This is a genomic window from Streptomyces sp. NPDC092370, assembly GCF_044755265.1.
Taxonomy (GTDB): domain Bacteria; phylum Actinomycetota; class Actinomycetes; order Streptomycetales; family Streptomycetaceae; genus Streptomyces.
This window is the reverse complement of the sequence record NZ_JBIVQO010000003.1, coordinates 541,525-566,364: the sequence shown is the minus strand read 5'-3', so window position 1 is coordinate 566,364 and position 24,840 is coordinate 541,525. Positions and strand designations below refer to the sequence as shown.

The window sequence follows — 24,840 nt, the reverse complement described above, 5'->3', positions numbered from 1 at the left end:
CCCGGTAAGGCGCGCGGCCATGCCCCGGATATGCTCGGGCGCGCACCACATGCCGCAGACCCCTGGAGCACCCATGGCCCTGAAGATCACCGTGATCGGCACCGGTTATCTCGGCGCGACACACGCGGCGGCCATGGCCGAGCTGGGCTTCGAGGTGCTCGCCCTGGACGTCGTGCGCGAGAAGATCGAGAAGCTGGAGCGCGCCGAGGCCCCGATGTACGAGCCGGGCCTGGAGGAGCTGCTGCGCAAGCATGTCGCCGGCGTCGAGGGCTCCAGCGGCCGGCTGCGCTTCACCCAGGACTGGGCGGAGATCGGCGCGTTCGGCGATGTGCACTTCGTCTGCGTGAACACCCCGCAGCGGCACGGCGAGTACGCCTGCGACATGAGCTACGTCGACGCCGCGATCGCCTCGCTCGCGCCGCATCTGCACGGTCCGGCGCTGGTCGTCGGCAAGTCGACCGTGCCGGTCGGCTCGGCGGACCGCCTCGCCGCCTACCTGGCCGCGCACGCGCCCGCCGGTGAGGACGCCGAACTCGCGTGGAACCCGGAGTTCCTGCGCGAGGGCTTCGCCGTCGACGACACGCTGCACCCCGACCGGCTCGTGGTGGGCGTGCGCAGCGAGCGTGCGGAGAAGCTGCTGCGGGAGGTGTACGCCACGCCGATCGCGGAGGGGTCGCCGTTCGTGGTCACGGACTTCCCGACCTCCGAGCTGGTGAAGACCTCCGCGAACTCCTTCCTCGCCACGAAGATCTCGTTCATCAACGCGATGGCGGAGGTGTGCGAGGCCGCGGGCGGTGACGTGGCCAAGCTGGCGGAGGCCATCGGGTACGACGACCGGATCGGGAGGAAGTTCCTGCGGGCCGGGATCGGATTCGGCGGCGGGTGTCTGCCGAAGGACATCCGGGCGTTCATGGCGCGCGCCGGTGAGCTGGGCGCGGACCAGGCGCTGACGTTCCTGCGGGAGATCGACTCGATCAACATGCGCCAGCGCGGGCAGATGGTGGAGCTGGCCCGGCAGGCGCTGGGCGGCGGGCCGTTCCTGGGCAGGCGGGTGGCGGTGCTGGGCGCGACCTTCAAGCCCGACTCGGACGACGTGCGGGACTCCCCCGCGCTCAACGTGGCCGGGCAGATCCACCTCCAGGGCGGCCAGGTCACGGTCTACGACCCGAAGGGCATGGACAACGCCCGCAGGGTCTTCCCGACGCTCGGCTACGCCGCCTCGGCGCTGGACGCCGTGCGCGGGGCCGACATCGTGCTGCACCTGACGGAGTGGCGGGAGTTCCGCGAGCTGGACGAGGAGGCCCTCGGTGAGGTCGCGGCGGCGCGGGTGATCCTGGACGGCCGCAACGCCCTCGACCCGGAGCGCTGGCGCAAGGCCGGCTGGACGTACCGGGCGATGGGACGCCCGAAGGCCTGAGCGCGGGCGGACACGCGAACGCTCGGACGGGTGACGCCGGTTCGGCCGAGGCTCAGTCGGCCGAACCGGCGTCTTCGTGCATTCTGCACCACCCGGCCGTGAGGCGGGGCGGCAGCGGGGGTCAGGGCGCCCCCTGCACGTCCTTGGCGACGTCCTTGGCCCGGTAGCGGCGCATCTTCGCGCGGGCCCCGCAGACCTGCATGGAGCACCAGCGGCCGCGGCCTGCCGGACTGCGGTCGTAGTAGGCCCAGTGGCAGTCGGCGGCCTCGCACGCCTTGAGACGGGTCCAGGTGCCGGCGACCAGGGCCTCGGCGACGGCGGCGGCCACGCGTGCGTGCAGGGAGCGGTCGTCGGCGGGGGTCAGGGCGGCCGAACCGTCCGCCGCGTCGACCGTGACGAACAGCGGGGCTTCGGCCAGGAGATCGCCGAGGGGGGTGACCTCCCGGTGCGGCGGGTGGCCGGCGTGGGCGAGCAGGGTCGCGCGCAGCGACTCGCGCAGGGTGCGGGCCCGGTCCGTCTCGTCGGGGGTGACGCCGAGGCGCGCCCTGCCCTCGGGCGTGTCCAGCGCGTCCGCGCCGGATTCGACGTCCAGCGTGTTCACCAGGGCCTCGACCAGGGCCAGGCCGCCGGGCGCGGGCGATCTCTCCGTCATGGCTGGACCGTACCTCTCGCGATTCCCCTTGCGAGGTTACCGCCTATGGGGGAGCATGCAGTAACGGTTACTGGTTACCCGCCTCTGCCGGTAACGACCACTTCGAGGAGGAAGTCATGGCTCTCGCCAAGCTGGGTGTCGTCGTCCTGGACTGTCCCGACCCGCAGGCCCTGGCCGGTTTCTACGCCGAGGTGCTCGGCGGCACGCCGACGGTGGAGACCGACGGGGAGGACGAGTGGGTCGACCTGAAGGTGCCGGGCGGCACACCGCTGGCCTTCCAGGCCGCTCCCGGATTCGTACCACCGCGGTGGCCGTCCCCCGAGCACTCGCAGCAGTTCCACCTCGACCTGGTGGTGGACGACCTCGACGCGGCCGAGAAGGGCGTGCTGGCCCTCGGCGCGAAGCCGCTGGACGCCGGGGACCGGGAGCGGACCTTCCGGGTTTACGCCGATCCGGCCGGGCACCCGTTCTGCCTCTGCGCCTGCTGACGTCTGGAGGTCCCATGTCCGCCGTGGCACGTTTCCGTTCCGTGGTCGTCGACTGCCCCGACCCTCGCGAGCTGGCCCGCTTCTACGCGCAGGTCGGCGGCGGTACGCCGGAGGGGGACGACCCCGACTGGGTGGTGCTGCGCGTCCCCGGCGGGCCCCGGCTCGCCTTCCAGCGCTCCCCCGGTTACACCGCCCTGCAGTGGCCGCGGGCCGACCGCGACGCCCAGCAGTTCCACCTCGACTTCGACGCCGGGTCGACCTGGGACGAGATCGACGCGGCCGAGGAGCGGGTACTGGCCCTGGGTGCGCGGGTGCTGGACAAGGAGGACGACGAGAAGAAGGACTTCCGCGTCTACGCCGACCCGGTGGGGCATCCGTTCTGCCTGTGCCGGATCGAGCACGCCTGATTCGGCCCGGCGCGGGGCCGCCAGGGCCTGTCGTCTGGATCAGGTCGCGGGGAAGCGACGGTGCCGTTCAGTTCCGGTGAGCGCGGTCTGGTGCGTGCAACTGCAAGGCGGAGGAGGGAGTCGACGCGGAGCGTCGGCGACCGACGACGACACCGCAGATGTGCGCGCCGGACCGCGCGACTGCGGCATGATCCAAACGACAGGCCTCAGCCGTCCAGCTCTGAGATCGTCGCCGTCGAGGGTTCACGGCGCTGCTGGGCGGCCCGGGCCGTGAAGTCGGCACCCCGCAGGACCCGCTGGACGTTGCCCCAGGTCAACAGGGCCACGTCCGCCTCGTCCCAGCCGCGTCGGAGCAGCTCGGCGATCAGCCTGGGATAGCAGGAGCTGTCGCCGAGCTCCTGCGGGTGGGCGGCCCCGGTGTCGTACGTGCCGGACAGTCCGACGCAGTGCGCTCCGGCCACGGCGCGGATGTGGTCGAGGTGGTCGGCGACATCGCGGACGGTCGGGCCGGTCTGCTCGGCCGTCAGCGGCACCAGACACAGTCCCCTGGCCGCGCCCAGCTCCGCCAGCAGGTCGTCGGGGAGGTTGACGGGGTGGGGGCGCAGGGCCCGGGCGGCGGAGCGGCTGCACAGCACGGGCGCCCGGGACAGGCGCAGGACGCGGCGGAAGGTCTGCGCGGACGCGCCGGAGAGGTCCACGATCACGCCGAGCCGGTTCATCTCCCGCACGACCTCCTCGCCGAACCGCGTCAGCCCCGCATCACTCGCCCAGGACACACCGGTCAGCGTCAGGGCACGCAGGCCGAGCAGGTGCAGCTGGCGCAGGATGCCGAGCGAGTCGCCCAGGGCGGACGCTCCGGCGGGACCGAAGAGCACGGCGACACGGCCGCGGTTGCGGGCGTCCGCGACCTGTCCGGCCGTGGAGACCGGCCGCAGGCCCTCCTCGCAGGTCCCGGCGACAATCTTCGCCAGGTCCAGTCGCTCCAGCGTGGCGCCGACGGCCCGGTCGCCGTCGAGGCCCTCGGGCAGGTGCAACGACCAGAACAGCGCGCCCACATGGCCGCCGCGCAGCCGGGGCACGTCCGTGTCGACGGTGCTCTCGCCGTCCTCCAGGTCGTACCAGGACAGGCGCTCGAGCGCCCAGGGCAGTCCGTTGTAGCCGTCGGCCACGGGGTGCGCGGCGAGGATGGCGTGGGCCCGGGTCATGGGCGCGTCGTCCGGGTCGGAGACGGGCTCGTAGGCCTCCGCCGTGACCAGGCCCTCATCGGGGTACGGCTCGCCGAACTCGCCTGCGGCCGCGGCGGTGGGGCGCAGGTCGTCCTGGAGGTCTGCCATGGCGGCTCCGTACGCTCGTTCGTGAGGTACGGTCACCGTCGCACGGAGCGAAGAGCGGTTCCTGGTGGGCGGGGCGTTCGGAGTACGACGCCGGCCTCGTGCGCGGGCGTCCTCGTGGCGCGGCCGCGGATCGGGGTTCCGCTGAGCGGGAGGCGGGTCCGGTGCTCGTGGCGGGCGCGGGGGCGGGGGCGGGGCGACCGGCTCCCGCGGCAACCACGCCCGCCACACTCAGCCGGCGGGTGCGTCCAGCGACTCGATCGTGGCGTTGGACGGCGGCCGCGTCGCCTGAAGCCCCCGGGCCACGTCCTCCGCCGCGTCCAGGACCCGGACCGCGTTCTTCCAGGTCAGCTTGGCCAGATCGGCCTTGGACCAGCCGCGGTCGAGCAGTTCCGCGAGGAGGTTCGGGTAGCCGGCGACATCGGCGAGGCCGTCGGGGGTGAAGGCCGTGCCGTCGTAGTCGCCACCGATGCCGAGGTGGTCGATGCCGGCCGTCTCACGCATGTGGTCCAGGTGGTCGGCGACCGTCGACACCGTGGCGACCGGGCGCGGGTGGCGCTCCTCGAAGGCGCGGTGCACCTTCATGGCCGGCGCGGTGGTGTCGAGGGGGTGGAAGCCGTGGGCCCGCATGTTCTCGTCGGCCGCGGCCGTCCAGTCGACGGCCGCCTGGAGCACGAACTTCGGCACGAACGTCACCATCGCCACACCGCCGTTGGCGGGCAGCCGCTCCAGGACGTCGTCCGGGATGTTGCGCGGGTGGTCGCAGACGGCCCGTGCGGAGGAGTGGGAGAAGATCACCGGGGCGGAGCTCGCGTCCAGCGCGTCCCGCATGGTCGTCGCCGCGACATGGGAGAGGTCGACGAGCATGCCGAGCCGGTTCATCTCGCGGACGACCTCCCGGCCGAACGCGGTGAGGCCACCGGCGATCGGCTCGTCGGTCGCCGAGTCGGCCCAGTCGACGTTGTCGTTGTGGGTGAGCGTGAGGTAGCGCACGCCGAGCTCGTACAAGCCGCGCAGCGTGCCCAGGGAGTTGGCGATCGAGTGGCCGCCCTCCGCGCCCATGAGGGAGGCGATACGGCCCTCTCCGCGCGCGGCCTCCATGTCGGCGGCGGTCAGCGCGGGACGCAGGTCCTCGGGGTGCCTGGTCAGCAACTGCCGTACGCAGTCGATCTGTTCCAGCGTGTCCGCGACCGGGGAGGGTGAGTCGGTGCGGACGTAGACCGACCAGTACTGCGCGCCGACCCCGCCCGCGCGCAGCCGGGGGATGTCGGTGTGCAGATGGGCGCTCTGGTCGGCGGCGATGTCGCGGGCGTCGAGGTCGTAGCGGACCTGCGAGCGCAGGGCCCAGGGCAGGTCGTTGTGGCCGTCGACGACCGGGAACTCACCCAGGAGTTCCCGGGCCGCCTCCTGGGAGGTCACCGTCGTCACTTCCCCGCGCCGAAGCCGAAGCCGCCCGCGCCCTCGACCTTGGAGCGCAGGCGCTTGCCCTTCTCGGTGGCCTGGTCGTTGAGCTCCTGCTGGAACTCGCGCATGCGGACGCGCAGGTCCTCGTCGTGCGCGGCGAGGATGCGGGCCGCGAGCAGACCGGCGTTGCGGGCACCGGCGACGGAGACCGTCGCGACCGGGACACCGGCCGGCATCTGCACGATGGACAGGAGGCTGTCCATGCCGTCGAGGTACTTCAGCGGCACGGGCACGCCGATGACCGGCAGCGGGGTGACGGAGGCCAGCATGCCGGGCAGGTGGGCGGCGCCGCCCGCCCCGGCGATGATCACCTTGAGCCCTCGGCCGTCGGCCTGCTCCCCGTAGGCGACCATCTCGCGCGGCATGCGGTGCGCGGAGACGACGTCGACCTCGTAGGCGATCTCGAACTCGTCGAGGGCCTGGGCGGCGGCCTCCATGACGGGCCAGTCGGAGTCCGACCCCATGACGATGCCAACAACAGGGCTCATTCGGTGATGGTGCCTCTCAGGTAGCCGGCAGCGTGACGGGCGCGCTCCAGCACGTCGTCCAGGTCGTCGCCGTAGGTGTTGACGTGACCGACCTTGCGGCCGGGCTTCACGTCCTTGCCGTACATGTGGATCTTCAGCTGGGGGTCGCGGGCCATGCAGTGCAGGTACGCGGAGTACATGTCCGGGTAGTCACCGCCGAGGACGTTGACCATGACCGTCCACTCGGCGCGCGGACGCGGGTCACCGAGGGGCAAATCCAGGACGGCTCGCACATGGTTGGCGAACTGGCTGGTGACGGCGCCGTCCATCGACCAGTGGCCGGAGTTGTGCGGGCGCATCGCGAGCTCGTTGACGAGGATGCGGCCGTCTCGGGTCTGGAACAGCTCGACGGCGAGGTGCCCGACGACACCGAGCTCCTTGGCGATGTTCAGCGCCATCTGCTCGGCCCGCAGCGCGAGGGCGTGGTCGAGGCCGGGGGCCGGCGCGATGACCGTGTCGCAGACGCCGTTGACCTGGCGGGACTCGACGACCGGGTAGGCGACGGCCTGGCCGTGCGGGGAGCGCACGACGTTGGCGGCGAGCTCGCGCAGGAAGTCGACCTTCTCCTCGGCGAGCACGGGGACACCGGCCTTGAACGGCTCGGCGGCCTCCTCGGCGGAGTCGACGACCCACACGCCCTTGCCGTCGTAGCCTCCGCGGACGGTCTTGAGGACGACGGGGAATCCCTCGCCCTCGGCCGCGAAGGCGGCCACGTCCTGCGGGTCGCTCACGATCCGGTGCCGTGGACACGGCACACCGATCGCGTCGAGCTTCGCGCGCATCACCCCCTTGTCCTGGGCGTGCACCAGCGCGTCGGGGCCGGGGCGCACGGGGATGCCGTCCGCCTCCAGGGCCCTGAGGTGCTCGGTGGGCACGTGTTCGTGATCGAAGGTGATCACATCGCACCCACGGGCGAACTCACGCAGCGTGTCGAGGTCGCGATAGTCGCCGACGACGACATCGCTCACGACCTGCGCAGCGGAGTCCTGCGGGGTGTCACTGAGGAGCTTGAACCTGATGCCCAGCGGGATGCCCGCCTCGTGTGTCATACGAGCGAGCTGGCCACCGCCGACCATGCCGACTACCGGGAACGTCACTCCCCCAGGGTATCGGCCGCGCCGGAGTGGCCGGTTTCCTGCCCCTCCCCGGGCCTTTCCGGATCATCTCCCGCCCTCCACCGGCGTGCGCAGGAAGATCGCGCGGGCGGGTGGTTAGCATGGCTGGGTTGACGCCGACGAACGGACGGGGGCCTGCACGACCATGGGAGATGGTGCCTCTCGGCTCCGGCGGACCGTTCGCGAGGTCGCCAAATTCGGTGCGGTGGGCGGGGCCGGGGTGCTGGTCAACCTCGTCGTCTTCAACCTGGTCCGGCACACCACCGACCTCCAGGTGGTGCGCGCGAGCGTCATCGCGACCGTCGTGGCGATCGTCTTCAACTACGTCGGCTTCCGCTACTTCACGTACCGCGACCGCGACAAGAGCCGCCGCACCCGTGAGATGTCCCTGTTCCTGCTGTTCAGCGCGGTCGGCCTGGTCATCGAGAACGGCGTGCTGTACACGGCGACGTACGGCTTCGGCTGGGACACCCCGCTGCAGAACAACGTCTTCAAGTTCCTGGGCATCGGCATCGCGACGCTGTTCCGCTTCTGGTCCTACCGCTCCTGGGTCTTCCGCGCGCTCCCCACACACCGGACGCAGGCGTCCGAGGGTCCGCTCCCGCACGACGAGCCGCCCGGCCCTCCGAAGCCGAAGCAGCAGGTGCCGTAGCCGCGCGGGCGCCCGGCCCGACGGGCCCAGCGGGGTGCGGGTGGTGCTAGCGGACCATCGGTTCCTCGTCGTCCGTGGGCTTGCGCAGGGAGGTGCGGGAGAGGAACAGGGCGAAGACCGGGGGTTTGGTCTGGAGCATCTCCAGACGGCCTCCGTCGGCCTCCGCGAGGTCGCGGGCGACCGCCAGGCCGATGCCGGTGGAGTTGCGGCCGCTGATCGCCCGTTCGAAGATCCGGGCGCCGAGGTCGGCGGGGACTCCGGGACCCTCGTCCGTGACCTCGATCACCGCCTGGTTGCCGATGACGCGGGTGCGCAGGGCCACCGTGCCGCCGCCGTGCATGAGGGAGTTCTCGATCAGCGCGGCCAGGACCTGCGCGACCGCGCCGGGCGTTCCCACCGCGCGCAGATGCCGTTTGCCGGAGCTGACGATCGCCCGCCCCGCGCTGCGGTACGCCGGCCGCCACTCGGCGAGCTGCTGCTGGATGACCTCGTCGAGGTCGAAGGAGACGGCGGAGCCGGTGCGCGGATCGCGGGAGTTCGTCAGCAGCCGTTCCACGACGTCCGTCAGCCGCTCGACCTGCGTCAGCGCGATCGTCGCCTCCTCCTTCACCGTGTCCGGATCGTCGGTGAGGGTGATCTCCTCCAGCCGCATCGACAGCGCCGTGAGCGGCGTGCGCAGCTGGTGGGAGGCGTCCGCGGCCAGTCGGCGTTCGGCGGTCAGCATGCGGGCGATGCGCTCGGCGGAGCCGTCCAGCACGTCCGCCACCCGGTCCAGCTCGGGCACCCCGTACCGCTTGTGCCGGGGCCGCGGATCGCCCGAGCCGAGCCGCTCGGCCGTCTCCGCGAGGTCGGTGAGGGGCGACGCCAGCCGGTTCGCCTGGCGGACCGCCAACAGCACCGCGGCCACCACCGCCAGCAGCGCGACGAGCACGATGATCAGCAGCGTCCGGCCGACCTCACGGGTCACCGAGGAGCGCGGCTCCTGGACGGTGACGGTCTCGCCCTCCTCACCGGGCGCGGTCGCGCTGATGACGTCCCCGACGGGCTTCGTGCCGACCTCGATGGGCGACTCCCCGGGGATGCGGATCACCGCGTAGTAGCGATCCTGCGTGACCTGTTGGCGCAGCACCTCCGCGTCGACCTGCTGCGCTCCGAAGAGCCGGCTGTCGACGATGCTGGCCAGCCGCACCGCCTCGGACTCCACCCGCTCCTCGGCGCTGTTGCTGATCGTCCGGGTCTCGACGATGACGAGGGAGACGCCGAAGACGGCGATCACGACGAGCACCACGGCGAGCGTGGACTGGATCAGTCGGCGACGCATGTCCTGTTACCCGAGCCCGGCCCCGCGGCTCAGCTCTTCTCGAAACGGAAGCCCACACCGCGCACGGTGGCGATGAAGCGGGGGTTGGCGGCGTCGTCGCCGAGCTTCTTGCGCAGCCAGGAGATGTGCATGTCGAGGGTCTTGGTCGACGACCACCAGGTCGTGTCCCAGACTTCCCGCATCAGCTGGTCGCGGGTGACGACCCGGCCCGCGTCCCGCACCAGCACCCGCAGCAGGTCGAACTCCTTCGCGGTCAGCTGGAGCTCCTCCTCGCCCATCCAGGCGCGGTGCGACTCGACGTCGATGCGCACGCCGTGCGTCGCGGGCGGCTGCTGCGGCTCGGAGGCGCCGCGCCGGAGCAGGGCCCGCACCCGGGCGAGCAGTTCGGCGAGCCGGAACGGCTTGGTGACGTAGTCGTCGGCGCCCGCGTCGAGCCCGACGACGGTGTCCACCTCGTCGGCGCGCGCGGTCAGGATGAGGATGGGGATGGCCTGGCCTTCGCCACGCAGGCGCCGGGCCACCTCCAGACCGTCCATGCCGGGCAGACCGAGGTCGAGCACGACCAGGTCGACGCCGCCCTGCAGTCCGGCGTCGAGAGCGGTGGGTCCGTCCTCGCGGACCTCGACCTCGTAGCCCTCCCGGCGCAGAGCGCGGGCCAGGGGCTCCGAGATGGACGCGTCGTCCTCGGCGAGCAGTACACGGGTCATGAGGTGATGGTAGACCTGCGGCGCCCTGAGCTGGGGTGTGACCGGAATCCTTGATTCTTACCGTGGGCATACGCGGTTCTTACGTTCCCGGGGTAGCCGTCCGAACCTCTGCCTGTGTGGTGCGATCCTGGTAAGGACCATGGAAACAGGGGCCGCAGTTCCCCCCATACCTGTGATCCGTGTCTCAAGCCCTTTCATATGCGGCGGTGTCCTGCCGTATGGTGATTCAACGCCTGTAGCACCACGGCGACCTTCGGAGGCTTTTTGCCCGAAGGTCTCTTTTGTGTGCGGGTCGGTTCCCGCCGGCCCCCGACGTGAAACGACCTGTGGCCGGGCCTCGCGGTGCGGCGACGCGCGCAGAGGCGTGGATCCCGGTGGCGACCGCCCACCGCTTCGTGATCCGGAGCGGACCTCCGTAGGCGTCGGACGGACGGCCGTACCCACCGGTGCCGGCAGCCCCCCACCGGGCGCACCACCGCTGCCGCGGGGCGCGTCCCGAGCAGCAAGGAACGACCATGGCGTCCAGCCTGACGAAGGACTCGGCCCGACCGGGCACCCCCGGTGCCGAGAAGACCTTCTTCGGCCATCCCCGCGGACTGGCCACTTTGTTCATGACCGAGATGTGGGAGCGTTTCTCCTACTACGGCATGAGGGCCCTGCTCCCGCTGTACCTGGTGGCCCCGGGTGGCCTGCACCTGAGCGCGGGCACGGCGACGGCCATCTACGCCGTCTACCTGTCGCTCGTGTACCTGCTCGCCCTGCCCGGCGGCTGGTTCGCCGACCGTGTGCTCGGCCCCCGCAAGACGGTCGCCGTCGCGGGCGTGGTCATCATGCTCGGTCACCTGTGCCTGGCGCTGCCCGCGGCGGCGAGCTTCTACGTCGGCCTGGGCCTGGTGGCCATCGGTTCCGGTCTGCTGAAGGCCAACATCTCGACGATGGTCGGCCACCTCTACGACGGCCCGGAGGACCCGCGCCGCGACGGTGGCTTCACGGTCTTCTACATCGGCATCAACCTCGGCGCCTTCATCGCGCCACTGGTCATCGGCACCGTCGGTGAGAACGTCAACTGGCACCTGGGCTTCGCGCTGGCCGCGCTCGGCATGGCGCTGGGCCTCGTGCAGTTCCTGCTCGGCAGCCGCCACCTGAGCGCCCGGAGCAGCGAGGTCCCGACCCCGCTGACGCCCGCCGAGAAGGCGTCCACCCTGCGCAAGGGCCTGATCTGGCTGGCCGTCGCCGTGGTCTTCTACGGTCTGGTCGGCGGCACCGGCCACTTCACCCTGAACTGGGCGCTGATCCCGCTCACCCTCCTCGGCCTGCTCGTGCCGATCCTGGTCATCTCCCGCATCATGCGCGACAAGGACCTGGACTCCGACGAGCGCTCGAAGGTGTCGGCGTACATCTGGTTCTTCGTCGCCGCCGCCGTCTTCTGGATGATCTACGACCAGGGCGGCTCGACCCTGTCGCTCTTCGCCAGCGCGAAGGCCGACAACACCGTCTTCGGCTGGGAGTTCCCGGTCTCCTGGTACCAGTCGGTCAACCCGGTCATGATCATGGCGCTGGCGCCCGTCTTCGCCTGGCTGTGGCTGTGGCTGAACCGGCGCGGCAAGGAGCCGAGCACCATCGTGAAGTTCGCCTCCGGCCTGGTGCTGGTGGGTGCGTCCTTCTTCCTCTTCCTCGCCCCGCTGTCGATCGCCGAGGGCGGCCACAAGGCCGCGGCGATGTGGCTGGTCGCGATCTACTTCATGCAGACCGTGGGTGAGCTGACGCTGTCGCCGGTGGGTCTGTCCGTGACGACGAAGATGGCGCCCGCGAAATACGCCTCGCAGATGATGGGCGTGTGGTTCCTCGCCGTCACCGCGGGCGACTCCGTCACCGCGCTGCTGTCCAACCCGGCCGTCGGCGGGGTCAACCTCGACAGGACGGGCTTCGTGGCGCTGGAGGCGGCGCTCGCCGTGGTCGCCGGCTTCGCGGTGTACATGTACCGCAAGAAGGTCAAGGCCATGATGGGCGAGGTCCGCTGACGCCGGCCTCCGGACCCTGACGTCGGGCCGTCGCACCCCGGGGTGCGACGGCCCTTCTTCACGGCCTTCCCTGGCCCGGCCGGTCGGCGTCCGGGGCGAACCAGGGCCGGGCCGCGGCACCGCGGGGCGCCGACGGCCGCAGGCGGCGGGCCGCGTGGCCGGGGCGGCGCGGCCTTACGTGATCGATCACGGCCAGGGCCGCGCGGAACAGGGCCGTCGGCACGACCAGCAGCACGAGGACCCAGAACAGCGTCACGCCCCAGGGGCGCCCCACGCCCCAGGGGTGTTCGGCGAGCACCTTGCCGCCGTACTTCAGCGACACGGTGTAGTCGCCGTGTGCCCCGGCCCCGAGCTCCACGGGCAGTTCGATGCGGGCCTTCCCGCCCGGCCGGATCGTGCCGCGCCACCGCTGGTCCTGCCACTCGGGGGCGAACACGCCGTGCGAGGTGCCGACCTGGAAGACCGGGTTCTTCACGGGGGACGTGCCGACGTTGCCGACGGTGACCACGAGGGTTCGCGAGGGCGGGGAACCGAACCAGGTGAGCAGCCCGCCGGAGCCGCGCAGCCGGGTGTCGGCGAGCAGGGACAGCCGTCCGCCGGCCGCTTCGGCGGGCATCGGCTCGACGGCGTGGCCGGCGACCCGGAGGGCCGCGTCGGCCTCGGCCCCGGCTCCCGTCACGCTCGCCACGTGCACCACGCAGGGGCACGGCACCGGCGGCTCCACGACGGGCAGTTCGCGGCGGAAGCGGCCGTCGGCGCCGGTGGTGACGGCCCGGCCGTCGCCGTTGGCGCAGGAGTTGGTGCCGCCGGTCACGCCCCGCTCCGGCTCGGCCTGCCCGCACACCAGCAGCGTCAGCAGGGCACGCGGCCGCCAGCCGCTGCCGGTGACGGTGACCGAACCGCCCGTCCCCGCCTCGGACTCGGACAACTCGACGACGGGCCGGTCCACCGCCGCGGCGGACCCGGCGCCCGCCAGGACCAGCAGCAGCGCCAGCAGCAGGGGCAGCGCCCCGTTCGGCAGACGGACGGCGGGCGGCATCGGCGGCTCCAGTGGTCGTACGGGTGCGGGCGTGCGACGTCGGCGCCGCATCGGCATCCCGAAGCGGACCGGGACAGCGGCGCCTGTCAGGAGGGACGCGCGCTCAGCGCCCGGCCCGGGCCCCCTGGTGACGCCGCGACAGCCACAGGGCGCCCGCCGCGCCGGCCAGCAGGACCGTGCCGCCGAGGGTGCCGAGGGCGACAGCCGAGTCCTCCGGCCCGGTCTGCGGAAGCCCGGTACCGGTGTCCGGGCCGGAACCGGAACCCTGGGCGGAGCCGGTGGTGCCGCCGCCGCTCGCGGCCGTGACGTCGAGGGTGAGGGACGGGCCCGGGTCGTTCGCCGGGGTGCACGTGGTGGTCGTACCGAGCGCCTTGATGGTGAGCACGCCCGCCGTGAAGGTGACCTCGCCGCTCTTCTTCGGTGTGTACGTGCCGCTCAGGTCTCTGATCTTGATCGGCGTGTCCGCCGGGATCGCGGCGTCGTTGGCGGGGCCCGTCACCGAGAGGGTGCCGCCGTCGGCGCCGCCCAGGGCGATGGTGGCGCTGGGCGTCATGGCACCCTTGCCCAGTTCGACCGGGCTGGAGGAGACGCCCTTCTGCCAGGACATGGTGACCCGGTAGCCGCTGCCGCTCTCGACGGCCTTGATGTCGATGGGCGAGACGGCGCTCTTGTCGCCGATCGGCGTCCTGCACTGGTAGTTGACGTCGACGACCTCGGCCCGGGCGGCGGGGGCGGCCATCCACACCACCGAGCCGGCCAGGGCCGCGGCGGACGCGAGCGCGGCGGTTCGTTTCCGGTACGACACGGTGCCGCTCCCCTTCCTGTTCCTGACGACGTATCAGATTGGGCCGTCAAGGTACGCCCGGGACCTTGAGGAAGGAAGACACAGGGCGCGCCGGATCCATCCGGAGCGGTCACCCGTTCGGACGCAGCCGGAGCACCCCCTTCAGTGGGGAATCCGACAGATGTGCACAGAGAAAGACGGGTACGCACAGGATCGTTCACACCTGCCTGCAATCGTGCCATGCGTCCGTGGCGCGGCACGTGTGCCCGGAATCGGGCAGACCGACCCGAGTCATGCAGGCACGCGGGCCGATCCTGGCCAGCGGCTTGATTCAGGCAGAGATCAGGGGGCGCGCCTGAGATCAGGCGGGCCGCCATGGATCAGACGAGGCGCCCGGGATCAGGCGGGCCGCATCAGACGAGACACGCCCGGAATCAAGCGGGCGCCCCACGGATCAGACAAGACGCGCCCGGAATCAAGCGGGCGCTCCACGGATCAGACAAGACGCGCCCGGAATCAAGCAGGCGCTCCACGGATCAGACGAGACGCGCCCGGAATCAAGCAGGCGCTCCACGGATCAGACGAGACGCGCCCGGGATCAGGCGGGCGCGCCGAGTTCCGCCCACACCGTCTTGCCGGAGACCCCCGGTGCGCGGACGACGCCCCAGTCCAGGCACAGGCGCTGGACGATGAACATGCCATGGCCGCCCGGGCGTCCCGCGCGGTGCGGGGTGCGGGGTGCGGGCTGGCCGGTACCGCGGTCGGTGACCTCGACACGGATCACCTTGTTGTCGCAGGTGATACGCAGCTGGTCCGGCCCTTCGGCGTGCAGGCAGGCATTGGTGACCAGCTCGGAGACGACCAGCAGCACATCCTCGGCCGCGGCGCGCTGGTCCGCGGAGGCGGCCGGCAGCCAGCCCCACGCGTACAGCGCCTGGCGGGTGAAGTCGCGGGCCAGCGGCACCACACCACTCTCGCCCTCGAAACTCAGCCGGCGCACCTGCCGGCCCCCCGGCGATGCCGTCCCGGGCGGCGCGCCCACGCCCTCGCCGGGCGTACCGGTCGCCGCCACGCCACCCTCGGACGCCCCGGAAGCGCCGCTGGGCTCCGGCCCGCGGTCGCCCGGCGGGTAAGGCCGGGTGGTGCTCATCAGCGCTTCACCTCACCGATTCACCAGATCACGATTCAGAAAGTTCACTACACCGTCAGTCACGCAGCGCGCGGCGCGTCGGTTTCGCGGCGCCCCCGCCGACCTGGAGACCGACGCGTTCAGGATGTCTCCTGCCCTGGCGGACCGAGGGAACACCCATGTATTCCGCACGAAAGGCACGACGGGGCCGGGACGCCGCTCACAGGGGGATGTCCGAGGCACCGCACACCGACGCACCGCCGGTCAGCCCGACTCGTCGGCCAGGGCCGCCTCGAGCGAGTCATGAACGCTGAAGACCGCGTCCGCGCCCGTGATCTCGAACACGCGGGCCACCACCGGCTGCATGCCGGCGAGCGAGACGCCCCCACCGGCCGCCTCCGCCTTCAGCCGCGCCCCGAGGAGCACGTTGAGGCCCGTGGAGTCACAGAACTCCAGGCGCGCGCAATCGATGACCAGGCGCTTGAATCCCTTGGCGAGGCAGTCCTCGAGTGGCTCACGCAACAGATCGGCGGTGTGGTGATCCAACTCACCCGCCGGGGTCACGACGGCACTAGAGCCCTCTTCCCGCACCTCCACCAGAAGCCGGCCAGACTGTGCGCTGCCGACCGTCCCGCGGTCCATGCCGTCTCTCTCTCCCGACGTCGAGGCTGGTTACTGACGCCCTCGAACACTACGCCTTCCCAGCAGGCTCCGACACCCGAACAACTACACACAAACGGACATATGCCCACAGAACGCACTTGCGGTGGGCTCGGGAAAGCAGGTAGGCCTAGTACGGACACGTACCCGACACGGCCGGCTTTGGAGGCGCCGCACACCGCAGTGCACCTTACGGCTCCGGCAGCCATATGCCGAGAACGATGGAGGACATCATGTCACCCCGGCTCGACGCATCGCGTACCCCGAAAGCGACGTCGACACCCCCTCCGGAACATCTGGATCCCATCGAGCAGGACGAGATGCTCGTCACACAGGGCGGACTTCTCGCCGGACTTCCGGACATCCCCCCGTACGCGGAAGTCGACGCGGTCGACGCACGGGCCCTGTCGAAGACCCTCTTCGAGCGTCTGGAGATGCTGGAGGAAGGGACCCACGACTACTCGTACGTCCGCAACACGCTCGTCGAACTGAACCTCGCGCTGGTCAAGTTCGCCGCCTCCCGCTTCCGCTCCCGCAGCGAGCCGATGGAGGACATCATCCAGGTCGGCACCATCGGCCTGATCAAGGCGATCGACCGCTTCGAGCTGTCCCGCGGTGTGGAGTTCCCCACGTTCGCGATGCCGACCATCGTCGGCGAGATCAAGCGCTTCTTCCGCGACACCTCGTGGTCCGTGCGCGTTCCGCGACGGCTCCAGGAGCTGCGGCTGGACCTGGCCAAGGCCGGTGACGAACTGGCCCAGAAGCTGGATCGCGCCCCGACGGTGGCCGAACTGGCCGAGCGCCTGGGCCTCTCCAACGACGAGGTCGTCGAGGGCATGGCCGCGTCGAACGCCTACACCGCCTCCTCGCTGGACGCCCAGCCGGAGGAGGACGACTCCGAGGGCGCGCTCGCGGACCGCATCGGCTACGAGGACCACGGACTCGAAGGCATCGAGTACGTCGAGTCGTTGAAGCCGCTGATAGCCGAACTCCCGCCGCGCGACCGGAAGATCCTGTCCCTGCGGTTCGTCGCGGGCATGACCCAGTCGGAGATCGGCGAAGAACTCGGCATCTCGCAGATGCACGTCTCCCGTCTGCTGTCGCGGACGCTGGTGCGGCTGCGCAAGGGGCTGACCGTCGAGGAGTGATCCTCGACGCGGGTGAACGTGTCCTCGGGGGGCGGGCCGGACGGCCCGCCCCCGGGCGCGTGCCACCGGCGGTCCCCCCGGGGTCCGGTGGCTCAGAACTCGAGGAACAGTGCGACCGTCGGGAGAAGCGGGGCCGTGGAGCTCAGCAGCCAGTACGTGCGCGGAGCGAGTGCCGTCCTGCGCCGGAGCGGCATGTTGACGAGCCACCAGATCAGGCCGTAAAGCGCTACGACGGGGACGACGAACACGAGCCAGAGGGCCATTCCGTCGTTCTCGGTCGGTTCCCGTGTGGTCCAGCCGAGCTCGGCAAGCGGCCAGTTCACCGCGACGTACCACAGCAGCCACAACGGCACCAGGCCCGGTATCCCGAGCAACACGTTCACCAGCAGTGGTGCCGACCAGTGCTTCGCCATCCGTCCCCGCTCCGGTGATGCCGGCCGTCCGCCGGCACGGTGTTCATGATCGAGGGCCCGGTGGTCACACCACGCGCACTCCGCGCCTCCACACCCCGCTGACCAGCGGCACGCCGGGGCGGTAGGCCAGGTGGACGTGGCTCGGGGCGTCGAGGAGCGTCAGGTCGGCGTACGCGCCCGGGGTGAGGCGGCCGATGTCGGTGCGCCGCAGGGCCGCCGCGCCGCCCGCCGTGGCCGACCACACGGCCTCGTCCGGGGTCATCCCCATGTCCCTTACGGCCAGGGCGACACAGAACGGGACGGACGAGGTGAAGGACGAGCCGGGGTTGCAGTCCGTGGACAGCGCGACCGTGACACCCGCGTCCAGCAGGCGCCGTGCGTCCGGCCACTCGGCCCGCGTGGAGAACTCGGCGCCGGGCAGCAGGGTCGCGACGGTACGGCTGCCCGCCAGGGCGTCCACGTCCGCGCCCGTGAGGTGGGTGCAGTGGTCGGCGCTGGCCGCGTCCAGCTCGACGGCGAGCTGCACGCCCGGGCCGTACGAGAGCTGGTTGGCGTGGATACGCGGGTGCAGGCCGCGCGCCTTGCCGGCGGTGAGGATCGCACGGGCCTGGTCGCCGTCGAAGGCGCCCTTCTCGCAGAAGACGTCGATCCAGCGGGCGTGCGGGGCGCAGGCGTCGAGCATCTCGCCGGTGACCAGGGCGACATAGCCGGCCGGGTCCTCGGCGTGGTCCGGCGGCACGATGTGGGCGCCGAGGTAGGTGACCTCGTCGGTGTGGGCGGCGGCGATGCGCAGGGCCCGGGCCTCGTCCTCGACGGTCAGGCCGTAGCCGGACTTCGTCTCGAACGTGGTGGTGCCCTGGCGGAGTGCCTCGCGCAGGTAACGGGTGACGTTGGCTTCGAGTTCCTCGTCGCTCGCCGCCCGGGTGGCCGCGACGGTGGTGCGGATACCGCCCGCGCTGTACGGCCGCCCGGACATCCGGGCGTTGAACTCCTGCGTCCGGTCGCCCGCGAAGACGAGGTGGGAGTGGGAGTCCACGAAGCCGGGGAGGACGGCCCGGCCGCCCGCGTCGACCCGATTGTCAGTGGCGGGTGCTTTGCTTCGATCACCGGTCCACACGACGCGGTCGCCTTCGATGACGACTGCCGCGTCCTGGATCAGTCCGAGGGGGGATCCTCCCCCACTTTCGAATGTGCTCGAGCGGGGGGACCCCCATCCGAGGGAGGGGTCGTTGGTGACCAGGCTGGCGATGTTCGTGATGAGCGTGCTTGCGGTGCTCGCGGAGTGGGCGGGGCTGACGGTCGTCGCGTTGCTCATGGCGTCCTTGGTGGCCTGGTCGGCGGTGGGATCGGGTTCGGGGGCGGAGCCGGGCCGCGCGGGCGGGCGGCCCGGGGTCATCCGCGCAGGGCTTCGACGGCGTCCGCGAGGGCTCGCGGCACATCCGGTACGAGACGGTGGACCCCGTCCCGCACGACGTGCCGACCTGCCACGACCGTATGCGACACGTCCGCTGCCGACGCGGCGAATACGGCCGTCTCGGCCCCGAGCCGCGGAAGCGGCCCTGCCGTCCTGACCGAGTCGAGCGCGATGGTGGTGAAGTCGGCGAGCGCGCCGGTCTCCAGGGTGCCCGCCTCCGCCCAGCCGAGGGCGGCGTGGCCGTCGGCCGAGGCCGCCCGCAGGAGGGCCGCCGCCGTCCAGTGACCCCGGGTGCGGGTACGCAGCCGTTCGTTCAGCTCCATGGCCCGCGCCTCTTCGAGCAGGTCGATCACGGCGTGGCTGTCGGAGCCGAGACTGAGCGGCGAGCCGGCCCGCTGGAGGGCGACGGCGGGTCCGATGCCGTCGGCGAGATCCCGCTCGGTGGTCGGGCACATGCAGGTGCCGGTGCCGCTGCCGCCGAGGAGGGCGATGTCCTCGTCGGTGAGGTGGGTGTTGTGAACGCCGGTGGTGCGCGGTCCGAGCACCCCGTGGTCGGCGAGCAGCCGCGTCGGGGTGCGGCCGTGGGCCTCCCGGCAGGCCTCGTTCTCGGCGGTCTGCTCCGACAGGTGCACGTGGAGCGGGGCCCGCCGCTCCCCCGCCCACCGCGCGACGGTCGCCAACTGGTCGGCGGGCACGGCCCGTACGGAGTGGATCGCCGCCCCGATCCGCGCGTGATCCCGTTCCTTGAGAATTGAACAGCGTTCGGCCCAGGCGTCCGCGGTGCCGTCGGAGAAGCGGAGCTGGGGGTCGGTGGGCGGCTGCCCGAAGCCGGAGGAGAGGTAGGCGGTGTCGAGGAGGGTGATGCGGATCCCGGCTTCGGCGGCGGCCGCGATGAGGGCCTCGCCCATGGCGTTGGGGTCGGCGTAGGGAATGCCGCCGGGGGCGTGGTGGACGTAGTGGAACTCGCCGACCGCCGTGATGCCGGCCAGGGCCATCTCGGCGTACACGGCGCGGGCGAGGGCGTGGTAGCTGTCCGGGGTGAGCCGGGCGGCCGTGGCGTACATGACCTCGCGCCAGGTCCAGAAAGTGCCGGAGCCGACCTGCACGGTGCCGCGCAGGGCCCGGTGGAAGGCGTGGCTGTGGGCGTTGGCCAGGCCGGGGAGGGTGAGGCCGCGCAGGACCTCGGCGCCGGGCGGCGGGGCTGGGGTGCCGGTGCGGACGGCGGTGATGCGACCGTCCCGGACGTCGAGGGCGACGCCCGGTTCGACCCGCGTGCCGAGCCAGGCGTGCTCCAGCCAGTACGTCCGCGCGGCTGCTGTCGTCACCTGCACGCCAGTCCTTCCAGTACGTCGGTGAGGGCGAGTACCCCGGCCACGCAGTCGTCCTCGCTCGCGGACTCGGCCGGGGAGTGGGAGACGCCGGTGGGGTTGCGCACGAACAGCATGGCGGTCGGGATGCTGCCGGACAGGATCCCGGCGTCGTGTCCCGCGCCGGTGCCGAGGACGGGGACCGTGAGGCCGGTGTCCGTGCCGAGGATGCGGGCGAGTTCGTCGCGCAGGGCATGGTCGAATTCGACGACGGGGGTGAACGACTCGCGGACGATGTCGAGGTCGATGCCGTGCGCGTCCGCGTAACTTCGGGCCGCCTTCTCGATGCCGCCGACCACGGTGTCCAGGCTCATCTGGTCCTCGGCGCGGGAGTCGAGCCAGCCGCGCACGAGGGAGGGGATGGCGTTGACGCCGTTGGGCTCCACGGCGATCTTGCCGAAGGTGGCGACGGCTCCGGCGAGTTCCGCCTCGCGCCGGGCGGCGAGGACGGTCTGGGCGTAGGACAGCATGGGGTCGTGCCGGTCGGCGAGCCGGGTGGTGCCGGCGTGGTTGGCCTCGCCCCGGAAGTCGAACCGCCACCGGCCGTGCGGCCAGATTGCGCTGGCGATGCCGACCCGGTCGCCGGACAGGTCCAGGGCCCGGCCCTGCTCGACGTGCAGTTCGACGAAAGCGCCGATGCGGGCGAGCCGTTCGGGGTCGGCGCCGATGGCGTCGGGGTCGTGTCCGGCGGCCTCCATGGCGCGCGGCAGCGACACGCCGTCGCCGTCGGTGAGCAGGTGTGCCTGGTCCCGGGTGAGCTGCCCGGCGGTGAGCCGGGACCCCACGCAGGCGAGTCCGAAGCGGGCGCCCTCCTCGTCACCGAAGTTCACGATGCCGAGGGGCCGGGTGAGGCGGACGTTCCTGGCGCGCAGTTCGTCCAGCGCGGCGAAGGCGGACACGACTCCGAGAGGGCCGTCGAAGGCGCCGCCGTCCGGCACGGAGTCGAGGTGCGAACCGGTGACGACGGCGTCCCCGGCGGCGGGGTCCCCGAGCCAGGCCCACTGGTTGCCGTTGCGGTCGACCTCGTGGGCGAGGCCGCGCGAGCGGGCCTGGTCCTCGAACCAGGCCCGGCAGTCGGCGTCGGCGTCCGTCCAGGCGAAGCGTCGGTAGCCGCCGGAGGCGGAACTGCGGCCGACCGGCAGCAGCTCCGCCCACATGCTGTGGAAACTCACGCGTCGCCACCCTCGCGCATCGGGACCCGCACGCCCCGCTCCCCCGCGACCGACTCCGCGATGTCGTACCCGGCGTCGACGTGCCGGATGACGCCCATGCCGGGGTCGTTCGTGAGCACCCGGCGGATCTTCTCGCCCGCGAGTGCCGTACCGTCGGCCACGGTCACCTGCCCCGCGTGGATCGACCGTCCCATCCCGACGCCGCCACCGTGGTGGATCGACACCCAGGACGCCCCGGACGCCACGTTCACCATGGCGTTCAGCAGCGGCCAGTCGGCGATCGCGTCGGATCCGTCGAGCATGGCCTCGGTCTCCCGGTAGGGGGACGCGACGGATCCGCAGTCGAGGTGGTCGCGGCCGATGACGACCGGCGCGGCCAGCTCCCCGCTCGCGACCATGTCGTTGAACCGCTCACCGGCCTTGTCCCGCTCGCCGTAGCCGAGCCAGCAGATCCGGGCGGGCAGGCCCTGGAAGTGGACGCGTTCGCCGGCCATCTTGATCCAGCGGGCGAGGGACTCGTTCTCCGGGAAGAGGTCCAGGATCGCCTTGTCGGTCTTGGCGATGTCGGAGGCCTCGCCGGACAGGGCGGCCCAGCGGAAGGGGCCCTTGCCCTCGCAGAACAGCGGGCGGATGTAGGCGGGGACGAAGCCGGGGAAGGCGAAGGCCCGGTCGTATCCGGCCAGTCGGGCCTCGCCGCGGATGGAGTTGCCGTAGTCGAAGACCTCGGCGCCCGCGTCCATGAAGCCGACCATGGCCTCCACGTGCCGGGCCATGGACTCGCGGGCCCGGGTGGTGAAGCCGGCCGGGTCCTTGGCGGCGGCGTCGGCCATGTCCTCGAAGGCGGTGCCCAGCGGCAGGTAGGCCAGCGGGTCATGGGCCGAGGTCTGGTCCGTCACGATGTCGATGGGCGCGCCCATGGCGAGGAGCTGCGGCACCAGCTCGGCCGCGTTGCCGAGGACGCCGATGGACAGCGGGCGGCGGGCGTCGCGCGCCTCGGTCGCCAGCCGGAGGGCGTGGTCCAGGGTGTCGGCCTTCACATCGAGGTACCGGTGCTCGATGCGCCGCTCGATGGCGCGCGGGTCGCAGTCGATGCAGATCGCCACACCGTCGTTCATCGTCACGGCGAGCGGCTGGGCACCGCCCATGCCGCCGAGACCGGCGGTCAGGGTGATGGTGCCGGCCAGCGTCCCGCCGAACTTCTTCGCGGCGACCGCGGCGAAGGTCTCGTATGTGCCCTGGAGGATGCCCTGGGTGCCGATGTAGATCCAGGAACCGGCGGTCATCTGCCCGTACATGGTCAGGCCGAGCTGTTCGAGGCGGCGGAACTCCTCCCAGTTGGCCCAGTCGCCGACGAGGTTGGAGTTGGCGATGAGGACGCGCGGGGCCCACTCGTGGGTCTGCATGACCCCGACGGGCCGCCCGGACTGGACCAGCATGGTCTCGTCCTGCTTCAGCCCCTTGAGGGTGCGCACCATCGCGTCGAAGGAGCGCCAGTCGCGCGCCGCCTTGCCGGTGCCGCCGTAGACGACGAGCTTGTCGGGGTGCTCGGCGACCTCCGGGTCGAGGTTGTTCTGCAGCATCCGCAGAGCGGCTTCCTGCTGCCATCCCAGGGCGCTCGGTTCCGTGCCGCGCGGCGCTCGGACGGGGCGGGGTCCTGACATGGTCTGCCTCCTGGTGGGTGCTCCCGGCGGAATGTTGCTGCTCCTATTCACATCCTTACCTCATGAATAGAGCTAGTCAATACGTCGGGGGTCGGCGCGGCGAAGCCGTGGATGCTTGGCTGGATGCATGGGCGCACACAGCGAGACGGAAGAAACGGACGACACCGGGGCCGGTCGGGCGGCCCGGCGGGACGAGGCGGTGCGGGCCGCCGTGGAGCAAGGGCTGCTCGGGCCCGACAGCCCCATCGTCGGACTGCTGGACGTCACCGGCATCCGGGAGTCGGCGGCCGAGCTGCGGGCGGCGTTCGACGCGGTGGCGTCACCGGGGACGCCCGTGCTGCACGCCTTCGCGGTGAAGGCGACCCCGCTGGTGCCGGTGCTGCGGCTGCTGCGCGAGGAGGGCCTCGGCGCGGAGGTCGCGAGCCCCGGTGAGCTGGCCCTGGCCCGGGCGGCGGGCATGCCGCCGGAGGCGACGGTGCTCGACTCCCCCGCGAAGACCCCGGCCGAGCTGCGCGAGGCGCTGTCCCTGGGCATCGCCGTCAACGCGGACAATCCGCAGGAGCTGGCCCGCATCGACGCCCTGATGCAGACGGCGGTGAGCCGCTCACCCCTCGGGATCCGGGTGAATCCGCAGGTGGGCGGGGGTTCCATCGAGGCGTTGTCCACGGCGACCGCCACCTCGAAGTTCGGGGTGGCCCTGCGCGACGAGGGAGCCCGCCAGTGGGTCGTCCAGGCGTATCTGGACCGGCCGTGGCTGACGCGGCTGCACGCGCACACCGGGTCCCAGGGCATTCCGCTGGCCCTGATGGCGCGGGGCGTGGCGGAGACGTACGCACTGGCGGAGGAGATCAACCGGCGGGCCGGGCGGCACCAGGTCGACACACTCGACATCGGCGGCGGCCTGCCGGTGAACTTCGCGTCGGACGCGACGGCCCCAGGCTACGCGCAGTACGCGCGGCTGCTGGCCGAGGAGGTGCCGGGACTGTTCGACGGGCGGTACGGGCTGGTCACCGAGTTCGGGCGGTCACTGCTGGCGAAGCACGGGACGGTGGTGGCGCGGGTCGAGTACGCGAAGGCCTCCGGCGGCCGGGCGGTGGCGGTGACCCATGCCGGGGTGCAGGTGGCCGCGCGGACGGTCTACGCGCCGGGGAGCTGGCCGTTGCGGATCTCCGCCTACGACGCGAAGGGACGGCCGAAGGACGGGCCGGTGGTGGTGCAGGACGTGGCGGGGCCGGCCTGCTTCGCGGGGGACCTGCTGGCCGAGGGGCGGTCCATGCCGCTGCTGGAGCAGGGGGATTACGCGGCGGCGCTGGACACCGGGGCGTACTACTTCGCGCATCACTACGGGTACAACTCGCTGGTGCGGCCCGGGGTGTACGGGTTCGGGCCGGAGGGGCGCTTCGCGGTGGTGCGGCGGGCGCAGACCGTGGAGGAGGTCGTCGCCGAGTCCGGTGGACCGCAGGCCGACGCGTTGACACAGCCGCCGTTCGGGCCTGCGTAGCCTCCGCCCGCAGGCGCGAAGTGACAGGCCACGCAGCCCCCTCGCGCGCAGGCGCCTCGCCGCTCGACGGGCAATGCCCCGCACCACGGACCCATCATGAGGGACCACGCAGCCCCCGCCCGCAGGCGCGAAGTGACGAGCCGCGCAGCCCCCGCCCGCAGGCACCTCGCCGCTCGACGGGCAATGCCCCGAACCGCGGCCCCATCACGAGGGACCACGCAGCCCCCGCCCGCAGGCGCGAAGTGACAGGCCACGCAGCCCCCTCGCGCGCAGGCGCCTCGCCGCTCGACGAGCCGCACAACCCCCGCCCGCAGGCACGTCGCCGCTCGAACGGGCCGCACAACCCCCGCCCGCAGGCACCTCGCCGCTCGACGGCCAATGCCCATGCCCCGCACCGCGGACCCATCATGAGGGACCACGCAGCCCCCGCCCGCAGGCGCGAAGTGACAG

Annotated in this window: 23 protein-coding genes; 7 read left to right on the top strand and 16 right to left on the bottom strand. The window is 72.0% G+C overall.

Annotated features, from left to right (window positions below; genetic code table 11):
- Positions 1–73 precede the first annotated feature (73 nt).
- Positions 74–1,417 (top strand): UDP-glucose dehydrogenase family protein, encoded by a 1,344-nt coding sequence (locus ACIQHQ_RS13815; protein WP_402612137.1) that lies wholly within the window; start codon positions 74–76, stop codon positions 1,415–1,417.
- Between the two features lie 121 nt (positions 1,418–1,538).
- Here the strand turns inward: ACIQHQ_RS13815 and ACIQHQ_RS13810 are convergent, their stop codons facing one another.
- Positions 1,539–2,069 (bottom strand): CGNR zinc finger domain-containing protein, encoded by a 531-nt coding sequence (locus ACIQHQ_RS13810; protein ID WP_402612136.1) that lies wholly within the window; start codon positions 2,067–2,069, stop codon positions 1,539–1,541.
- 116 nt (positions 2,070–2,185) lie between these two features.
- On the opposite strand from ACIQHQ_RS13810, the gene ACIQHQ_RS13805 reads away from it, so the two are divergent.
- On the top strand, positions 2,186–2,557 hold the full coding sequence (locus ACIQHQ_RS13805) for a VOC family protein (protein WP_402612135.1): 372 nt from the start codon (positions 2,186–2,188) through the stop codon (positions 2,555–2,557).
- A 14-nt stretch (positions 2,558–2,571) separates the two neighbouring features.
- The gene (locus ACIQHQ_RS13800; RefSeq protein WP_402612134.1) at positions 2,572–2,964 is read left to right on the top strand and encodes a VOC family protein; all 393 of its coding nucleotides are present in this window, start codon (positions 2,572–2,574) and stop codon (positions 2,962–2,964) included.
- 206 nt (positions 2,965–3,170) lie between these two features.
- Here the strand turns inward: ACIQHQ_RS13800 and ACIQHQ_RS13795 are convergent, their stop codons facing one another.
- The 4 genes from ACIQHQ_RS13795 to ACIQHQ_RS13780 form a co-directional block, all read right to left on the bottom strand.
- Positions 3,171–4,298 (bottom strand): dipeptidase, encoded by a 1,128-nt coding sequence (locus ACIQHQ_RS13795; RefSeq protein WP_402612133.1) that lies wholly within the window; start codon positions 4,296–4,298, stop codon positions 3,171–3,173.
- Between the two features lie 228 nt (positions 4,299–4,526).
- The gene (locus tag ACIQHQ_RS13790; protein WP_402612132.1) at positions 4,527–5,714 is read right to left on the bottom strand and encodes a dipeptidase; all 1,188 of its coding nucleotides are present in this window, start codon (positions 5,712–5,714) and stop codon (positions 4,527–4,529) included.
- 5 nt (positions 5,715–5,719) lie between these two features.
- Positions 5,720–6,247 (bottom strand): 5-(carboxyamino)imidazole ribonucleotide mutase, encoded by a 528-nt coding sequence (purE, locus tag ACIQHQ_RS13785; RefSeq protein WP_390986762.1) that lies wholly within the window; start codon positions 6,245–6,247, stop codon positions 5,720–5,722.
- On the bottom strand, positions 6,244–7,383 hold the full coding sequence (locus ACIQHQ_RS13780; protein ID WP_402612131.1) for a 5-(carboxyamino)imidazole ribonucleotide synthase: 1,140 nt from the start codon (positions 7,381–7,383) through the stop codon (positions 6,244–6,246). The genes purE and ACIQHQ_RS13780 overlap by 4 nt, the downstream gene beginning before the upstream one ends.
- A 163-nt stretch (positions 7,384–7,546) precedes the next feature.
- Between ACIQHQ_RS13780 and ACIQHQ_RS13775 the strand changes: the two genes are divergently transcribed.
- On the top strand, positions 7,547–8,053 hold the full coding sequence (locus ACIQHQ_RS13775) for a GtrA family protein (RefSeq protein WP_402612130.1): 507 nt from the start codon (positions 7,547–7,549) through the stop codon (positions 8,051–8,053).
- Positions 8,054–8,099: 46 nt separating this feature from the next.
- On the opposite strand, the gene ACIQHQ_RS13770 is transcribed toward ACIQHQ_RS13775, so the two are convergent.
- Together ACIQHQ_RS13770 and ACIQHQ_RS13765 are read right to left on the bottom strand one after the other, a co-directional pair.
- Positions 8,100–9,374, bottom strand: a complete 1,275-nt coding sequence (locus tag ACIQHQ_RS13770; RefSeq protein ID WP_402612129.1) for an ATP-binding protein — start codon at positions 9,372–9,374, stop codon at positions 8,100–8,102.
- 29 nt (positions 9,375–9,403) lie between these two features.
- Positions 9,404–10,081 (bottom strand): response regulator transcription factor, encoded by a 678-nt coding sequence (locus ACIQHQ_RS13765; RefSeq protein ID WP_402612128.1) that lies wholly within the window; start codon positions 10,079–10,081, stop codon positions 9,404–9,406.
- Positions 10,082–10,596: 515 nt separating this feature from the next.
- Between ACIQHQ_RS13765 and ACIQHQ_RS13760 the strand changes: the two genes are divergently transcribed.
- Positions 10,597–12,102, top strand: coding sequence for a peptide MFS transporter (locus ACIQHQ_RS13760; protein ID WP_402612127.1), 1,506 nt, complete (start codon positions 10,597–10,599; stop codon positions 12,100–12,102).
- Positions 12,103–12,160: 58 nt separating this feature from the next.
- Here the strand turns inward: ACIQHQ_RS13760 and ACIQHQ_RS13755 are convergent, their stop codons facing one another.
- The 4 genes from ACIQHQ_RS13755 to ACIQHQ_RS13740 all read right to left on the bottom strand — a co-directional run bounded on the left by ACIQHQ_RS13755 (position 12,161) and on the right by ACIQHQ_RS13740 (position 15,696).
- Entirely contained in the window at positions 12,161–13,141 is a 981-nt protein-coding gene (locus tag ACIQHQ_RS13755) for a hypothetical protein (RefSeq protein ID WP_402612126.1), read from the bottom strand.
- A gap of 103 nt (positions 13,142–13,244) precedes the next feature.
- On the bottom strand, positions 13,245–13,946 hold the full coding sequence (locus ACIQHQ_RS13750) for an LPXTG cell wall anchor domain-containing protein (protein ID WP_402612124.1): 702 nt from the start codon (positions 13,944–13,946) through the stop codon (positions 13,245–13,247).
- A 577-nt stretch (positions 13,947–14,523) separates the two neighbouring features.
- Positions 14,524–15,075: an ATP-binding protein gene (locus ACIQHQ_RS13745; RefSeq protein ID WP_402612123.1), complete on the bottom strand. Its 552-nt coding sequence runs from the start codon at positions 15,073–15,075 to the stop codon at positions 14,524–14,526.
- Positions 15,076–15,318: 243 nt separating this feature from the next.
- The gene (locus tag ACIQHQ_RS13740; RefSeq protein WP_031102780.1) at positions 15,319–15,696 is read right to left on the bottom strand and encodes an STAS domain-containing protein; all 378 of its coding nucleotides are present in this window, start codon (positions 15,694–15,696) and stop codon (positions 15,319–15,321) included.
- A gap of 239 nt (positions 15,697–15,935) precedes the next feature.
- Between ACIQHQ_RS13740 and ACIQHQ_RS13735 the strand changes: the two genes are divergently transcribed.
- The gene (locus ACIQHQ_RS13735; protein ID WP_402612121.1) at positions 15,936–16,862 is read left to right on the top strand and encodes an RNA polymerase sigma factor SigF; all 927 of its coding nucleotides are present in this window, start codon (positions 15,936–15,938) and stop codon (positions 16,860–16,862) included.
- Positions 16,863–16,954: 92 nt separating this feature from the next.
- Here the strand turns inward: ACIQHQ_RS13735 and ACIQHQ_RS13730 are convergent, their stop codons facing one another.
- The 5 genes from ACIQHQ_RS13730 to hutU all read right to left on the bottom strand — a co-directional run bounded on the left by ACIQHQ_RS13730 (position 16,955) and on the right by hutU (position 22,889).
- The gene (locus ACIQHQ_RS13730; RefSeq protein WP_402612120.1) at positions 16,955–17,275 is read right to left on the bottom strand and encodes a hypothetical protein; all 321 of its coding nucleotides are present in this window, start codon (positions 17,273–17,275) and stop codon (positions 16,955–16,957) included.
- A 64-nt stretch (positions 17,276–17,339) separates the two neighbouring features.
- A complete protein-coding gene (gene hutI, locus ACIQHQ_RS13725) occupies positions 17,340–18,671 on the bottom strand; it encodes an imidazolonepropionase (protein ID WP_402612119.1) in 1,332 nt (443 codons plus the stop codon).
- Positions 18,668–20,020 carry a formimidoylglutamate deiminase gene (locus tag ACIQHQ_RS13720; RefSeq protein WP_402612118.1) on the bottom strand — a complete coding sequence of 451 codons (1,353 nt, stop codon included), beginning with the start codon at positions 20,018–20,020 and terminating at the stop codon, positions 18,668–18,670. Before ACIQHQ_RS13720 ends, hutI begins: the two co-directional genes overlap by 4 nt.
- Positions 20,011–21,228, bottom strand: a complete 1,218-nt coding sequence (locus ACIQHQ_RS13715) for an allantoate amidohydrolase (RefSeq protein ID WP_402612117.1) — start codon at positions 21,226–21,228, stop codon at positions 20,011–20,013. Before ACIQHQ_RS13715 ends, ACIQHQ_RS13720 begins: the two co-directional genes overlap by 10 nt.
- Positions 21,225–22,889, bottom strand: coding sequence for a urocanate hydratase (gene hutU / locus ACIQHQ_RS13710; RefSeq protein ID WP_402612116.1), 1,665 nt, complete (start codon positions 22,887–22,889; stop codon positions 21,225–21,227). Before hutU ends, ACIQHQ_RS13715 begins: the two co-directional genes overlap by 4 nt.
- A 127-nt stretch (positions 22,890–23,016) precedes the next feature.
- On the opposite strand from hutU, the gene ACIQHQ_RS13705 reads away from it, so the two are divergent.
- Entirely contained in the window at positions 23,017–24,390 is a 1,374-nt protein-coding gene (locus ACIQHQ_RS13705) for a diaminopimelate decarboxylase (RefSeq protein WP_402612115.1), read from the top strand.
- Positions 24,391–24,840 lie beyond the last annotated feature (450 nt).